General features: G+C 52.6%; 14 protein-coding genes. 8 read left to right on the plus strand and 6 right to left on the minus strand.

The features are described 5' to 3' along the window. The first annotated feature begins 39 nt into the window (after positions 1–39). The 7 genes from BB497_12035 to BB497_12065 all read left to right on the plus strand — a co-directional run bounded on the left by BB497_12035 (position 40) and on the right by BB497_12065 (position 10,467). Entirely contained in the window at positions 40–2,745 is a 2,706-nt protein-coding gene (locus BB497_12035; GenBank protein AVI63375.1) for a DNA gyrase subunit A, read from the plus strand. Further along, positions 2,729–3,832 (plus strand): phosphoserine transaminase, encoded by a 1,104-nt coding sequence (locus BB497_12040; protein ID AVI63376.1) that lies wholly within the window; start codon positions 2,729–2,731, stop codon positions 3,830–3,832. Before BB497_12035 ends, BB497_12040 begins: the two co-directional genes overlap by 17 nt. Positions 3,833–3,837: 5 nt before the next feature. Next, a complete protein-coding gene (locus BB497_12045; protein ID AVI63377.1) occupies positions 3,838–4,929 on the plus strand; it encodes a chorismate mutase in 1,092 nt (363 codons plus the stop codon). 32 nt (positions 4,930–4,961) lie between these two features. Continuing rightward, the gene (locus BB497_12050; protein ID AVI63378.1) at positions 4,962–7,217 is read left to right on the plus strand and encodes a bifunctional prephenate dehydrogenase/3-phosphoshikimate 1-carboxyvinyltransferase; all 2,256 of its coding nucleotides are present in this window, start codon (positions 4,962–4,964) and stop codon (positions 7,215–7,217) included. Further along, complete coding sequence (locus tag BB497_12055; protein AVI63379.1) at positions 7,207–7,896, plus strand: cytidylate kinase; 690 nt, start codon at positions 7,207–7,209, stop codon at positions 7,894–7,896. The genes BB497_12050 and BB497_12055 overlap by 11 nt, the downstream gene beginning before the upstream one ends. Positions 7,897–8,091: 195 nt before the next feature. Next, entirely contained in the window at positions 8,092–9,771 is a 1,680-nt protein-coding gene (locus BB497_12060) for a 30S ribosomal protein S1 (protein ID AVI63380.1), read from the plus strand. 324 nt (positions 9,772–10,095) lie between these two features. Next, positions 10,096–10,467: an H-NS histone gene (locus BB497_12065; protein AVI63381.1), complete on the plus strand. Its 372-nt coding sequence runs from the start codon at positions 10,096–10,098 to the stop codon at positions 10,465–10,467. A gap of 91 nt (positions 10,468–10,558) precedes the next feature. Here BB497_12065 and BB497_12070 read toward each other — a convergent pair whose 3' ends face one another. Then, positions 10,559–11,392 (minus strand): AraC family transcriptional regulator, encoded by an 834-nt coding sequence (locus tag BB497_12070; GenBank protein AVI63382.1) that lies wholly within the window; start codon positions 11,390–11,392, stop codon positions 10,559–10,561. Positions 11,393–11,696: 304 nt separating this feature from the next. Between BB497_12070 and BB497_12075 the strand changes: the two genes are divergently transcribed. Next, on the plus strand, positions 11,697–12,032 hold the full coding sequence (locus BB497_12075; GenBank protein ID AVI63383.1) for a hypothetical protein: 336 nt from the start codon (positions 11,697–11,699) through the stop codon (positions 12,030–12,032). Here BB497_12075 and BB497_12080 read toward each other — a convergent pair. From BB497_12080 to BB497_12100, 5 genes are all read right to left on the minus strand, one after another. Next, positions 12,029–12,901 carry a DNA replication terminus site-binding protein gene (locus BB497_12080; GenBank protein ID AVI63384.1) on the minus strand — a complete coding sequence of 291 codons (873 nt, stop codon included), beginning with the start codon at positions 12,899–12,901 and terminating at the stop codon, positions 12,029–12,031. The genes BB497_12075 and BB497_12080 overlap by 4 nt on opposite strands. Before the next feature lie 16 nt (positions 12,902–12,917). Next, positions 12,918–13,151: a hypothetical protein gene (locus BB497_12085; protein ID AVI63385.1), complete on the minus strand. Its 234-nt coding sequence runs from the start codon at positions 13,149–13,151 to the stop codon at positions 12,918–12,920. Positions 13,152–13,166: 15 nt separating this feature from the next. Further along, entirely contained in the window at positions 13,167–13,763 is a 597-nt protein-coding gene (locus BB497_12090) for a dephospho-CoA kinase (protein ID AVI63386.1), read from the minus strand. A 149-nt stretch (positions 13,764–13,912) separates the two neighbouring features. Then, the gene (locus BB497_12095) at positions 13,913–14,758 is read right to left on the minus strand and encodes a methyltransferase (protein ID AVI63387.1); all 846 of its coding nucleotides are present in this window, start codon (positions 14,756–14,758) and stop codon (positions 13,913–13,915) included. 52 nt (positions 14,759–14,810) lie between these two features. Beyond that, positions 14,811–16,040 (minus strand): type II secretion system protein F, encoded by a 1,230-nt coding sequence (locus BB497_12100; GenBank protein AVI63388.1) that lies wholly within the window; start codon positions 16,038–16,040, stop codon positions 14,811–14,813.

Genomic DNA, 16,040 nt, shown 5'->3' on the forward strand with positions numbered 1-16,040 from the left:
CTCTCGCAGTGCCAATGCAGTGCAAAGGATCTGACTTTCATGGGTGACATCGCCAGAGAAATCTTGCCCGTCAATATTGAAGACGAGCTCAAACAGTCGTACCTCGACTATGCGATGAGTGTCATTATCGGTCGTGCGCTCCCCGACGTGCGCGACGGCCTCAAGCCTGTTCACCGGCGTGTGCTTTTTGCCATGCATGAACTGGGCAATGACTGGAATAAACCGTACAAGAAGTCGGCGCGTGTCGTCGGCGATGTCATCGGTAAATACCACCCGCACGGTGACAGTGCGGTATATGACACCATCGTACGTATGGCCCAGCACTTCTCCATGCGCCACGTGCTGGTCGATGGCCAAGGTAACTTTGGCTCCATCGATGGGGACAGCGCCGCCGCTATGCGTTACACCGAGGTGCGCATGGCGCGCCTCGCCCACGAGCTTTTGGCCGATCTGGAAAAAGATACGGTCGATTGGGTAGACAACTACGACGGCACCGAACGTATTCCCGCCGTCATGCCGACAAAAGTGCCCAATCTGCTGATTAATGGGTCATCGGGCATCGCGGTGGGCATGGCCACCAATATCCCGCCGCATAACATGCGGGAGGTGATTGATGGGTGCTTGGCGTTAATCGACGACTATACGCTCACCGTCGATGACCTAATGCAGTACATTCCTGGGCCGGATTTCCCCACCGGCGGCATTATTAATGGCCGTGCGGGCATTTTAGATGCTTACCGCACAGGGCGAGGGCGCATTTACGTGCGAGCCTGCCACACCATTGAGCATCATGATAAGAGTGGTCGTGACCACATCATTATTTCTGAGCTGCCGTATCAGGTGAATAAAGCGCGGTTGATTGAAAAAATCGCCGAGCTGGTGAAAGAGAAAAAGATTGAGGGTATTGCCGAGCTACGCGATGAGTCGGATAAAGATGGCCTGCGTGTGGTGATTGAAGTTAAGCGCGGCGAGTCTGGCGAGGTAGTGGTTAATAACCTGTTTGCTCAAACACAGCTGCAAAACGTGTTTGGTATCAATATGGTGGCGCTTGAAAACGGTCAGCCTCGCACGCTCAATCTTAAAGAGATGCTCGAAGCGTTCATTCGTCATCGCCGTGAAGTGGTTACCCGCCGCACGCTGTATGAGCTGAAGAAAGCCCGTGAGCGCGGCCATTTGTTAGAAGGCTTGGCCGTTGCCATCTCTAACATTGATGAAGTTATTGAACTGATCAAGGCGTCGCCCAACGCGGCAGAAGCTCGCGAAAAGCTGCTGGCTAAAATTTGGCAGCCAGGCCAAGTCACCGCCATGCTGGAACGTGCTGGTGCTACCTCTTGCAAGCCGGAAGACCTTGATGAAGGGTTTGGCCTTAACCCATCAGCAACCGAGTACCGCCTGTCGCATGCCCAGGCGCAGGCAATTCTTGAACTTCGTTTGCACCGCTTAACCGGCCTTGAAACTGAAAAGCTGCTCAGCGAATACCTGACGATTCTAGAGAAAATTGCTGAGTTCACGGCAATTTTGGCGTCACCTGACCGGCTAATGGAAGTTATTCGTGAAGAGCTGCACGCAGTGCGTGAGCAGTATGGTGATGACCGCCGCACGGAAATTCAGGCTAGCCACTTAGATCTCTCTATCGAAGATCTGATCGCCGAAGAGGATATGGTAGTAACCGTCTCTCGCTCTGGCTACGCCAAGACCCAGCCGTTGTCAGACTATCAAGCGCAGCGCCGGGGTGGTCGCGGTAAGTCAGCCACCTCCATGAAAGACGAAGATGTCATTGAGCATTTGCTGGTGGCGTCTACCCACGATACCGTGTTGCTATTCTCAAACCGTGGCAAAGTGTACTGGCTAAAAGTGTACGAAATGCCTAACGCTAGCCGTGGCTCGCGGGGCAAGCCACTGGTCAACATGCTGCCGCTGGAAGAGGGTGAGGCGGTTAACGCGATTCTGCCGGTGCGCGATTACGACCCTGAGCACTACATCTTCTTTGCCACGGCCAATGGCACCGTTAAACGTACCAGTCTTGAGCAATTCTCTCGTCCGCGTAGCGTCGGTTTGATTGCCATTGACCTAGAAGAGAGTGATCGCTTGGTAGGGGCCGCCATTACCTCCGGCGCCGACCACGCCATGCTGCTCTCCTCAAACGGCAAGGCAATACGCTTTGAGGAAGGCAACGTGCGGGCCATGGGCCGCACCGCACGCGGCGTTCGTGGTATGCGCTTAGCGAAGAATGCCGAAGTCATCAGCCTTATCATTCCCAAGAGTCAGCAGATCGACGCTGAAGCGGATGCAGAGGCCGATGTGGAGCAGCAGGTGGAGCCGCAGGAGCAGATCCAGTCGGAAGGTCAGATTTACATTATGACCGCTAGTGAGAACGGCTACGGCAAGCGCACACGCTTAGAAGAGTTCCCGCTGCGTGGCCGTGGGGGGCAAGGCGTTATCGCCATGCAAACCAGCGAACGTAATGGGTCGCTAGTGGCTGCTATGCAGGTGTACGACAGCGATGAAATGATGCTGATTACCGACCGTGGCACCTTGGTGCGTACCCGCGTCGAAGAAGTCTCCACGACCTCGCGCAACACCCAGGGCGTGATGCTGATTCGTTTAGGCAAAGAAGAGAAGCTGGTGAAAACCGTTCGTGTTGATGAGCCCGGGGAAAGCGACTTTGAAGCGCTTGAAGAGGGTGAGTCAAACATAGCTGAAGATGGCGCACAGGAACCGGGAACCGATGACACGTCATTATAACTTTTGTGCAGGGCCTGCGGCCCTGCCTGCTGCCGTACTTGAGCGTGCACGCAACGAACTGCTGGATTATCACGGGCGTGGCCTGTCGGTAATGGAAATGAGTCATCGTAGCGATGAATTTGTGGCCATTGCCGAGCGCGCAGAAGCCGATCTGCGAGAGTTGCTGAATATTCCCAGTAACTACAAAGTGCTGTTTCTGCAAGGCGGTGCCAGTATGCAATTTGCTATGCTGCCCATGAACTTGTTAAGCGCGGGCGGCAGTGCCAACTTTATCCAGACCGGTATTTGGGGTAAAAAAGCACTTAGCGAAGCAAAGCACTTAGGCTATCGCTGCCATTTAGCGGGTAGCAGCGAAGCGAATGGCAATACAGCAGTGCCTGCTTTAGATACGCTGTCTTTAAGCAGTGACGCGGCCTATCTGCACTATACGTCGAACGAAACAATTGGCGGGTTAGAGTTTGATTATACGCCGGTGGCACAGCGTGCCGATGGCACGGTGATACCGCTTGTGTGCGATATGTCGTCGAACATTCTTTCTGGCCCGATTAACGTGGCTGATTTTGGCGTTATCTATGCGGGTGCCCAAAAGAATATTGGCCCTGCGGGGTTAACGCTGGTTATCGTGCGCGATGATTTGCTAGGTAAAGCAGTGCCCGGCGCGCCTTCGTTATTTGATTATCAGCAGCTTGCAGAAGCGGGCTCTATGGTAAATACGCCGCCAACCTATGCTTGGTACTTGTCGGGGTTAGTATTCCAGTGGCTTAAAGATGAGATGGGTGGCCTTAACGCAATGGATACCCTTAATCAGCGTAAAGCGGACAAGCTTTACGCGGCGATTGATGCCAGCGCGTTTTATAGCAACCCTATTGCTCTTCGTAACCGCTCTCGCATGAACGTGCCCTTTGTGTTGGCAGATGCCGCATTGGATAAAGCGTTTCTAGAAGAAGCGGACGAAGCGGGGCTGTTGAATCTGAAAGGCCACCGCAGTGTAGGCGGTATGCGTGCCAGTTTATACAATGCCGTGCCTGAAGAAGCAGTTGATGCGTTAATCGCCTTTATGGCGGATTTTGAACAACGAAGGGGCTAACCATCATGTCCGATACGCCGATTGTTTTGGACGAATTACGTCAACGTATCGACCAGTTAGATGGCGATATATTGCGCTTGATTAGCGAGCGGGCGAGCTGTGCGCAGCAGGTAGCCCACGTTAAGCTAGCCGAAGATAAAGATGCCGTGTTTTATCGCCCTGAGCGAGAAGCGCAGGTATTACGCCGTATCATGGCGCTTAATTCAGGCCCGCTTGATGCTGAGGAAATGGCGCGGTTATTTCGTGAAATCATGTCGGCGTGTCTTGCCCTTGAGCAGCCTGTTAAAGTTGCCTACCTCGGCCCTGAGGGCACCTTTACGCAGCAAGCAGCGTTAAAGCACTTTGGCGAAAGTGCGGTTAGCCTGCCAATGGCGGCCATTGACGAAGTTTTCCGTGAAGTAGAAGCGGGCGCCGTCAACTACGGCGTGGTACCGGTTGAGAATTCAACCGAGGGTGTTGTAAACCATACCCTCGATACGTTTATGGATTCCTCGATCAAGATTTGCGGTGAAGTGGTGTTACGTATTCATCACCACTTATTGATCAGCGAGACGACCCGCAAGGATAAGGTCTCCAGAATTTACTCTCACCCGCAGTCGTTTGGTCAATGCCGTAAGTGGCTAGATGCCCACTATCCCCACGCTGAAAGGGTGCCGGTGTCATCAAATGCGGAAGCCGCTAAGCTGGTGAAAACCGAATGGCATAGCGCCGCGATTGCTGGTGATATGGCCGCTAAGCTCTATGGGCTTGAGCGTATTGCCGACAAGATAGAAGACCGTCCTGATAACTCGACACGCTTCTTGATCATTGGCAACCAAGATGTGCCGATGTCCGGTGAGGACAAAACGTCAATTGTTGTTGCCATGCGCAACCAGCCAGGGGCCTTGCACGATTTGTTAGAGCCCTTCCACCGCCACAAAATTGATTTAACGCGTATTGAGACGCGCCCTTCACGTACAGGCGCTTGGAACTACGTGTTCTTCATCGATTTCAAAGGCCATCGTGACGAACCTCAAGTGGCTGCGGTTCTGGAAGAAGTTAAGCTGCGCGCCTCTGAACTACGGGTGCTGGGCTCTTACCCCCAGGGCGTGCTGTGACAAAGCGGGTGTTAAAGAGTAGCCATCAGGTGATGTGTCATGAGCCTCGGCTACTGATTGTTGGGCTTGGTCTTATCGGTGGCTCTTTGGCGGCGGCGCTTCGCGCCTCAGGATTTAACGGCCAGATTGTAGCCTGTGACCCTAACGCAAGCGAAGTCGCTCTCGGGGTAGAGTTGGGGCTGATTGACGCCGGAGGCACGCAGCTTGCCAAGCTCCTTGAAGGCGTTTCCATGGTGGTGCTGGCCGTACCGGTGCTGGCCATGGAGAGTGTTATGCAGACGCTATCAGCAGGACTCTCTGCGGCGGCGGATAACGTGGCGATCACCGATGTTGGCAGCACTAAAGCAACCATTCGTGAATGTGCTGAGCGAGTATTTGGCGGTGTGCCGAGCAATATGGTGCTAGGGCACCCAATAGCGGGTTCTGAAAAAAGCGGTGTAGCAGCGGCTAACCCATCACTTTACGTTAACCATAAAGTGATTCTTACCCCTGAACCTGATGTTAATGCCGATGCATTGGCGCGGGTAGAAGCTTTATGGCAAGCCTGTGGCGCACAAGTCCTGCAGATGAGCGTTGAGCGACACGATCAGGTGCTGGCGCGCACCAGCCATTTGCCGCATTTGCTGGCATTTTCCTTGGTAGACACCTTGGCCCGCCAAGATGAGCGACTAGATATTTTTCGCTACGCAGCGGGTGGCTTTCGCGACTTTACCCGCATTGCTGGCAGCGATCCGGCCATGTGGCGGGACATATTTATTGCTAACCGTGACGCGGTGTTGTCCTCATTAGATGATTTTGAAGCGGGCTTGGCGCGGCTAAGGCAGGCCGTTGAACGTGGCGACAGCGATGCGCTGATTGCCACGTTTGATCGCGCTAGCCATGCGCGACACTATTTTGACACCTTACTTAATAAAACTAGTTATCAGGCGGAATATCACATGCAACCACAGGGTAAGGTTACCTATCGGGTGAGTCCCGGTGGCCAAGCGCAAGGCCGCTTGCGCGTGCCGGGCGATAAATCCATGTCTCACCGCTCTATTATGCTTGGTGCATTAGCCGAAGGTGTGACCGAAGTTAAGGGCTTTTTAGAAGGTGAAGATAGCTTGGCGACCCTTCAAGCGTTTCGTGAGATGGGCGTGGCTATCGAGGGACCGCACCAAGGGCGGGTTACCATTCACGGAGTAGGCTTGCATGGGCTTAAAGCCCCTTCAGGCCCGATTTACGTGGGTAACTCCGGTACGGCTATGCGCTTGTTCGCAGGCTTGCTGGCAGGCCAGGCATTTGATAGCGAACTAACAGGCGATGAGTCTCTAACCAAGCGCCCGATGGGGCGTGTGGCAGACCCGCTGCGCTTAATGGGCGCCACTATTGATACGGCAGAGGGTGGGCGCCCGCCGCTTAACATCAAAGGCGGTGCGCCGCTTAAAGGTATTTTCTACGATATGCCAATGGCCAGTGCCCAGGTGAAGTCCTGCCTGCTGTTGGCGGGTTTATACGCTGAAGGTGAAACCAAAGTGCGTGAGCCGGCACCCACCCGTGACCATACCGAGCGCATGCTTAATGGCTTTGGCTATACGGTTTCCCGCGAAGGAGATACCTGCTGGTTGCAGGGCGGTGGCAAGCTGACTGCCAGCCCCATTGATGTGCCATCGGATATCTCGTCAGCAACGTTCTTTTTGGTGGCGGCTGCGATTACTCCCGGGGCTGATATTACCCTTGAGCACGTAGGGATAAACCCAACGCGTGTTGGCGTGATTAATATTCTAACGCTGATGGGCGCTGATTTGACGCTTGAAAATGAGCGTGAAGTGGGTGGGGAGCCCGTGGCGGATATTCGCATTCGCTATACGCCTTTAAAAGGCATTGATATACCGGTTGATCAAGTGCCGTTAGCCATTGATGAGTTTCCGGCGCTGTTTATCGCTGCTGCTAACGCCCAGGGCACCACGCGCCTGCGGGGCGCTGAAGAGCTACGGGTTAAAGAATCGGATCGCATTCAGGCGATGGCCGATGGTCTGGCCGTTTTGGGTGTCGAGCACTACGTTGTAGAGGATGGCATCGACATCCTAGGCAACGGTAATGATCAAGTGCCCAGCTACGGCGGCGGACGGATCGACAGTTTGGGTGATCACCGTATCGCCATGTCGTTTGCCATCGCATCACTACGGGCTAGCGATGAGATCATCATCGATGATTGCGCCAACGTGGCGACGTCGTTCCCTGATTTTGTCGCATTAGCGCAGCGCATTGGTATGAATGTTAGTGTGGAGGGCAGTAATGACGCTTAATGTACCCGTGCTGACCATTGATGGCCCCGGTGGGGCGGGCAAGGGTACTATTAGCAGCCTAATGGCCGAACGCTTGGGATGGCACTTGCTCGACAGTGGTGCGCTTTACCGGCTCACTGCCCAGGCGGCAGTGAAACACGGCGTTGCCCTGGATGATGAGGCAGCGCTTGCCAAGCTTGCAGTGCAGTTAGATGTTGCTTTTCCTGTAGAAGAGGGCCAACCCCGCACGCTGCTGGAAGGAGAAGACGTTACCCGTGCTATTCGCACTGAGCAGGCGGGTGAGCGTGCCTCTCAAGTGGCGGTGTTGCCCTTAGTGCGTGAGGCGCTTTTCCAGCGCCAGCGCGACTTCTGTCAGTCGCCAGGGCTAGTCGCAGATGGCCGGGACATGGGAACCGTAGTGTTTCCAGAGGCGCCCCTAAAGATTTTTCTAACGGCAAGCGCGGAAGAGCGAGCCCATCGGCGGTATCAACAGTTGCAGGAAGCCGGGGTGGATGCTAGTCTTTCGAGTCTTTTAAAGGAGATTCAGGCACGCGATGCACGCGATACGCAGCGCAGTGTGGCCCCTCTCAAGCTGGCAGATGATGCCATTACGCTTGACACCACACGCCTGAGCATACCGGAAGTGGTTGAACGGTTGACCGTTTTGCTAGCCCAGCGTGGCATGGCAAACGGCATTTGATTCTCCCTTGCGGCGTTTTTGGATAGGTGTCACGACGTGGCAGGGCGGCAGTTCATATGATCGTTCATATCAGTGAGCCCGGTCAGGTCTAACCAGCGCTAACACCTCCAAAAGCTGAATGACATTAGGCCCGTACTCGCTGGTGGTGCGGAGAAGGCATTTATGCCTCAACAACGTTGATCACGTAGGAAAACCATGAGCGAAAGCTTTGCTGAACTGTTTGAACAGTCTCTTAACGACATCAATATGGAGCCAGGCGCTATTGTCGCGGCTCAAGTTGTCGACATCGATGGTGACTGGGTTACCGTCAACGCTGGTCTAAAATCTGAAGGTCAGATTCCGGCGTCACAATTCCGCGATGAAAACGGTGAACTGAACATCGCTATCGGCGACGACGTTCACGTTGCATTGGAAGCCGTTGAAGATGGCTTCGGTGAGACGCGTCTGTCCCGTGAGAAAGCCAAGCGCGCAGAAGCTTGGAAGGTTCTGGAAGCTGCCTTCGAGAAAGACGAAGTCATCAAAGGCGTGATCAACGGCAAAGTCAAAGGCGGCTTCACCGTCGAAGTTGATTCTATTCGTGCCTTCTTGCCGGGTTCTCTGGTTGACGTTCGCCCGGTTCGCGACACTGCGCACCTGGAAAACAAAGAGCTGGACTTTAAAGTCATCAAGCTTGATCCGAAGCGCAACAACGTCGTTGTATCGCGTCGTGCCGTGCTTGAAGCAGAGAACAGTGCCGAGCGCGAAGCGCTGCTGGCAACTCTGCAGGAAGGTCAGCAGATTAAAGGTATCGTTAAGAACCTGACTGACTACGGTGCCTTCGTTGACCTAGGCGGTGTTGATGGCCTGTTGCACATCACCGATATGGCGTGGAAGCGCATCAAGCATCCGTCTGAAATCGTTGCTGTTGGCGACGAGATCAACGTTAAAGTGCTGAAATTTGATCGTGAGCGTAACCGCGTTTCACTAGGTCTGAAGCAGCTTGGCGAAGATCCGTGGGTCAACATCAAGCAGCGCTATCCGGAGAACACCAAAGTTCAAGCCGTGGTCACTAACCTGACCGATTACGGCTGCTTTGCAGAGCTGGAAGAAGGCGTTGAAGGTCTGGTTCACGTTTCTGAAATGGACTGGACTAACAAAAACATCCATCCGTCTAAAGTTGTTCAAGTGGGCGACGATGTTGACGTTATGGTTCTGGATATCGATGAAGAGCGTCGTCGTATTTCTCTGGGTATTAAGCAGTGCACTGCTAACCCATGGGAAACCTTCAACGCTGAATACAACAAGGGCGACCGCGTTTCGGGTACCATCAAGTCAATCACCGACTTTGGTATCTTTATCGGCCTTGAAGGCGGTATCGATGGTCTGGTTCACCTGTCCGATATCTCCTGGACAGAAACTGGCGAAGAAGCAGTACGCAACTTCAAGAAAGGCGACGAAGCTGAAGCCGTCATCCTTTCTATCGATCCAGAGCGCGAGCGTATTTCTTTAGGTATTAAGCAAATGGATTCTGATCCGGTTGCTGAATATCTGTCTGTTAACGACAAGGGCAGCATTGTGACTGGCCGTATCGTTGAAGTTGACGCTAAAGAAGCTCACGTTGAACTGGCGACAGATGTTATCGCTATTTTGAAGGCGTCTGAGATCAGTGCTGATCGTGTGGAAGATGCGCGTAACGTATTGAACGAAGGCGACAGCGTTGAAGCGCGTATTGTTAACGTCGATCGTAAGAGTCGTCAGATCAATCTGTCGATTAAGGCGAAAGAGCAAGACGATACTCGTCAGAACCTGAAGAAACTGCGTGATCAAGAGCCCGAATCAGCAGGTGGTCCGACCACTATCGGTGACCTTATCAAGCAGCAGATGGGTCAAGACTAATTCATTAGTTCTTGCCTATGAAAGCGCCGCCCATTAGGGCGGCGCTTTTTTTATGGCTTATGCAGTGTTGAGTAACGGTAGTTCATTGCGCCTGTAGTAACTATTTTTTACTTGTTAATTTTAAAGTGCTGAACTTTTAAGCTTTACCTAAGTCTGTAAAATTGATTAGTAAATATCACAAAATCATCTAGACTAGTTGTCAATTAGCACTTTTACGGCAATAATGTGTCAGCATCCTGAATTAATGGGTATTGAGCTTGCCCGCTCTATGCCTCATGCGGTTAAATTTACGCTACGTTAAACCCTGGCTACAAAGGAACTCCTATGTCACTTTTAAATGAATATATCCAGAAAGAGCAGCAGCTGAAACAACTCCAGGAAGACCTTCAACGCCTGGAGGGTGATCAACGCTTAAAAAGCGAGCTGGAGTTTAAAGCTAAGCTTGAGGCATTGATGAATGAATTTGGTAAACGTCCTGCCGATGTGATTGCCCTATTAGATCCAGCATCAGATCAGCGCAGTGCTAAAGCGCCTACTGCGTCATCACGTCGTAAGCGTCGTCTGAAGATTTATAAAAACCCGCATAGCGGTGAAGTGATTGAGACCCGTGGCGGTAATCATAAAGGCCTGCGTAATTGGAAAAACGAGCATGGCGATGAAGCCGTTGAGTCTTGGCTGGTACGCATGGAAGACTAAGCAGTTTAATCCGGCATTTCTTAACAGAAGTGCCGGTTTTTTTTGAACGACGTTAAATTTAACGTCGTGTTTAATAGGTAGGCTGCGCTTGCTAGGATAATAGCGGAGTTTGCAGTTCTAAATGATTTGGATGCCACAGTACCCTAGGTGCTTCCCCACTGACATGAAACTGCTTTTGATCCCTCATTAGCTGTATCAGAGTTGATGTCATTGCTTGCGATAACTCTGAAAAATCCTCAAAACATGTTTTGGCATAGTAGTGGGATGGCATAGCGACTCGACGATAAGCGACGGGTAAAGCTAAGTGATTAGCTTGGGTGTTGCTCTCCAGATAAAGCCCAATATCGGTTCGTATCTGGTGGACGCTGGGTTTATCTTCAAGTGCCTCTACCTTCTCAGATAAAAGGTCTGGAAGCGAGATAGCCGGGGTGGCGGGCTCTAAATGAGCCTGGAAGCACTCCAGTTGATTAGCATGGTACTTGGTAACCCCTAGCCCGTGAATTAGCTCTGGCGTACTGTAAAGGCGCATGAGAACAGTTTGTTTGGGTTGGCTCCTCACGATAGTGGTTTTAAAATGTCGCTCAGGAAGAGACAAGTGACGAACGCCACTGAGTGCATAGCGATAGTTGCGCGGCGTGAGCTGGTAACGACGATGGAAGGCCCGCGAAAAAGAGGAGTGGTTGAGATAGCCGCAGCGTAATGCAATTTGCGCTATATTCTGTGGAGTGAGCGAGAGTAAAACAGCTGCGCGCTCAAGACGCCTTTTTTCCCGGTAAGCGCTAGGCGATACATCAAAGCATTGCCGGAACTGGCGGCGTATTTGAGAAGATGAGTAACCAAGGTGGTTAGCAAGGTCTTCGATACCCAGTGTTTTATCGAGTGTATCCTGCAGCCAGATCTCAGCTCGTGTCATTGCGTTGAACATTATCTGGCCTCCTTTGCGTGTAATTTACAGGTGAGATTTTGTTAGCCTGTAAAGCACCTTCTTGGTGCTAAGTGATCGTAATAAGCAGGCAAGCAATCAATAGAGCCAACTTCCTATGTGCTAGCGTTGCGAGTCTATGAAGAACCTTAAGTTAATGCTAATGCGGTAGCCCTCTCTTTATGCTTCTAAGAAGTGGCAAAGGCAAGTTTGCTCTATCGGTTTACGCGTTTGTGCACAGTTCTGTCATAAAAGTCTGCTGAATAGACGTATCGACCCTTTCATGTAAGGTGAAAATGAAATACTAATGAAATATCACAAGGTTGAAAAACAGCTGGACGAGCGTGAAAAGCTCCGTAAATTCCGCGAGCTAGATGATGCTTTTGCGCAAGCACTGCGTCAGTTGGATGATCCTAATAACAGTATGGATATCCCCACAGGGCCACCCGTGAGGTCGTTGGCAGATCTTGAGGCTGACGACCAAGCAGCACTCGCTGAAAACCGCGATCACGTGTTTAACGAACGCTTTAAGGCATTAATAAGTGAATATGGACTATCTGAGCGTGAGCTAAGCGAACTGATCCAGACGCTACTCACCTATGAACGGTGGGAGCTGCAAACAGTGCCTGCCCTGGAGAGTTAGCGGTAGCGGTAGATACGCAAGCTGGGTAAAAAGGCTTCATGCTCTAATTTTTCATCGCGTCGCTTAGCCCTGGTGCGCTGGGTGGGTGGCTCAAGCGGTGGCATTTTTATGTGCGGAAGTTGCTGATTATGGTTAGGTACAATAAGCGGTAGGGCGACGTTCATTGCACGCCTTGTGTGGCCATCTTCTAAAGGTTCGGTGAAAAATAGGTTGGCCCGCATCAAGGGGGCCTGAGACTGCACCTGGGCGAGTGGCTCGTCGCTGGGGATACCAGCCAACTTACGCAGCTGAATGCGGACATGAGCAGCGCCTGTATCCAACTGTAGGAGTTTTTGCTCAGCTTCTCGGACGGTTAATTTTTTTATTGAGCGCCCGCTGCTATACCAAGCAAAGCGCACCCGTGATACCGGTGCTGGGGCTATGGGAATGTGCCGCCAGCACTGCTTAAGGTGCAGCCGTGCTAAACCGCCCTTACGCAGCACCTTATCAACGTCAGGGTGGCGCTGGGGTAAGCGATGTTTTGCTTGGCTAAGGGTTTTCGGGTGTGCCTGTTTAATGCGTTGTAGCAGTTCGCTGATCTGCGCTTTAGCACGGTTAACCGCATTAAATTTTTCGAGTAAGGTGTCATCCGCAGCGATGAGCGCAATGTAATTACGTGTTTCGCGCCCATCTTGGCCTTGCTGATGCCACATATCGAGCAGCGCTTGGCGCAGCCAGGACGTGTTCTCATGGAATGGCTGAAAGTGCCATGTCGCCGCCTGCTGCTGCTCATAATACGTTGCTGCCTGATCAATAGTGACCATCAAGTCATCGAAACGAGCATCAAGCTCATGAAGTAAGTGATAAACAGGCAGGACATTATCGTTCATGGCAGCAAACTCTGAGCTAGGAGAGCGGGGCGTCTTTATCCGCTTGGGCGAGCAGTGTGTCTAGATCGGCTTCGTCCATGGCGGATTCGCCCGAAATACGGTGGGACTCTTCAGCCCAGGCGCCTAAGTCAAGCAACTGGCAGCGCTTGCTGCAAAAAGGGCGATAGGCGCTCTCGGGGCTCCAGGTGACACGCTTGCTGCACTGCGGGCAAGCGACCTCAAGCGGTGCATCGTTGGCGGGCGTTGGCATAAAGCTCTCCTTGAGCTACTGGTGTTCGTTTCGGTAACGCTGATCAAGCTGCTTTACTTGTTGCATCATCGAAGCATGATCCCCGCTGTTGTCAATAACGTCATCTGCCTTCGCGAGGCGCGCTTCACGGGGTAGCTGGGCGGCGAGAATAGCATGCACCTGAGCCTCACTCACGCCATCTCGTTCATGGGTTCGAGAAAGCTGTATGTCAACAGGCACATCCACCACAATGGTGCGGTTTACTAGCCTGTCTTGGCCTGACTCAAATAGTAGCGGCGAGACAAGCAAGACATAGGGCGAGTGGTGGTGCAAGCGCTCAAGGTGTACCAGGATACGCTCACGCACGCGAGGGTGGGTTACCGACTCCAGCCATTGGCGCTCGGCTGGGGCTTCAAACACAATACTGCGCAGGGCCGCCCGATTCAGCGTGCCGTCCGCTTGCAGCACGCTCTCTCCAAAACGTTCGGCAATCGAAGTAAGCGCTGGTTCGCCGGGCATCACTACTTCTCTTGCGACATCGTCGGCATCCACCCAGCCTATTCCCAGCGCGCCAAACGCCCGAGCAACGGTAGACTTACCCGAGCCGATACCGCCTGTTAATCCAACGATCATGGCTGCTCCTTAGTAGTGGCGCTGTAAATAATAATAATGCGCATAGATAATAAACTAGCCGCAGCCACCGTGACGAAATAGCGGTTTAACTAGTTCTTCAAGTAATTCTTCAAGTAGTGGTTCAAGTGGCTGTGCCAATAGCTTAAGCGCTAATAAAGCAACGATGTATAGAGCGCCATCAGCTCATTGCCCGCTAGCAGACAAATCCACCCCGCCAGGGCTAAAAAAGGGCCAAAAGGTAGTGGCTGGCCGCGTAAATGAGGGGAGCGTGCTTGTGCCGCTAAGCCAACAAGAGCGCCAATACCTGCTGATAACACCAACAGCAGCGGCAGCATGGGCCAGCCGACCCAGGCACCTAACGCCGCTAGCAGCTTGAAGTCGCCAAACCCCATGCCTTCTTTGCCGGTCATTAGTTTAAACAGCCAGTAAAAGCTCCACAGTATTAGGTAGCCCGCCATAGCGCCAATAACGGCACTGGGCAACATAATAGGCTGGAAGAGCAGTTGATAGAGCAAGCCAGCCCAAAGCAGCGGCAGGGTTAAAATATCTGGCAGCAGATACGTGCGAAAATCGATCACGGCTAAAGCAAGCAGCGTTAAACAGGCCGCATAAATAAACAGAGCGCTTGCCGTTGCACCGTAAAGCGCTACGACAGCAACTGCTAATAGCCCACCCATAAGCTCTACCAGCGGATACTGCGCACTAATGGGGGTCTGGCAGTGGGCACACTTGCCGCGTCGTTTTAACCAGCCGAGCAAAGGCAGGTTGTCGTGCCAGGCAATGGGGTGCTCGCAGCGTGGGCACATCGACCCCGGCGTTGCGAGATTAAACCGGGGTGAGGTTTCTGCGGGAAGCTCAAGCGCGGCCCGGGCTTCATTGCGCCAGCTACGCATCAGCATCACCGGCAGGCGAGTGATCACAACATTTAAAAAACTGCCAAAGCAAAGCCCGATAAGTAGCGCGAAGAGGTACAAGAGTGTTGGCGGAAAGCCCATAAAGCTCCTAATGATTTAACCGATAAATGGCGAATAAAAGCGAGGTGTGCACTTAAAGGGCGGTGCCGATCTCAAAAATTGGCAGGTACATGGATACGACTACGCCACCGACTAACGTACCCAGCACAACAATAATAACGGGCTCCATGAGCGAGGTTAGCGCATCCACTTTGTTTTCGACTTCTTCTTCGTAATAGTCAGCAACACGGTTAAGCATGGCATCTAAAGAGCCGGCTTCTTCCCCGATACTGACCATCTGAACCGCGAGGGCGGGGAATCGGTTGGTCATACGCATGGCAAAATGGAGCTGTTGGCCGGTAGTCACATCTTGGCGTACTTCGTTAATCGCTTTGCTATACACGCGGTTGTCTGCAGCCCCTGCGGCGGTTTCAAGCCCTTCCACCAGCGGCACGCCTGAGGCGAACGTCGTGGCCAGGGTGCGGGTGAACCGGGAAACGGCAGATTTGTTCATAATATCGCCTATCACAGGAAGTCTCAGCATCAAGCCATCTAGTCGATAGGCTAGGGCGTAAGAGCGCCTTGCGGCGGCTTTAAGAAGCATGACGCCACCCACTAGCATACCTAGTGCATAGAGCCAATATCGCTGCGCTAATTCGGATAAATTCACCGTGAACTGGGTAAGTGCGGGTAGCTCGGCGCCAAATCCCTGGAACATGCTTTCAAATTCTGGCACGACTTTAATCAGTAGCAGCATGGTAACAGCGACACCAATGGCCATGACGGCGGTGGGGTACCAAAGGGCTTTTTTAACCCGGTTTTTAAGTGATTCTACTTTCTCTTTATAGCTGGCAATACGCTCCAGCATTTGATCCAGTGCGCCCGCTTGTTCGCCAGCATCCACGAGGTTTACAAACAGCCGGTCAAACTGCTTAGGGTGTTTGGCCATTGCGCTTGAGAGGCTATCGCCCGAGGAAACGTCTTCCATGATTTGCTGGGTAAGCGCCACCATAGCAGGCTTTTTAAGGCTTTCAGACACTGCCTGGAGCGCTTGTAGAATGGGGATGCCTGCACGCACCATGGTGGCCATCTGTCGGGCAAAGACCATAATATCGACGTTGGTAACTTTGCCACGCCCACTAAAACTGCTGCGTTTTTGGATTTTAGTGGCGATAATACGTTGTTTAGCCAGTTGCTCAACAATATCAGTTTTTGTACGGCCAATGAGCTCCCCGCGCATCGGCCTATCCTGTGGGCCTGTGCCTGCCCATTTCCAGCGATAAAGTGGCGCCCGCTTTGTTTGGCGTGCTTTTACTTTAGCCAT

Source organism: Halomonas sp. GFAJ-1 (assembly GCA_002966495.1).
Classification (GTDB): domain Bacteria; phylum Pseudomonadota; class Gammaproteobacteria; order Pseudomonadales; family Halomonadaceae; genus Vreelandella.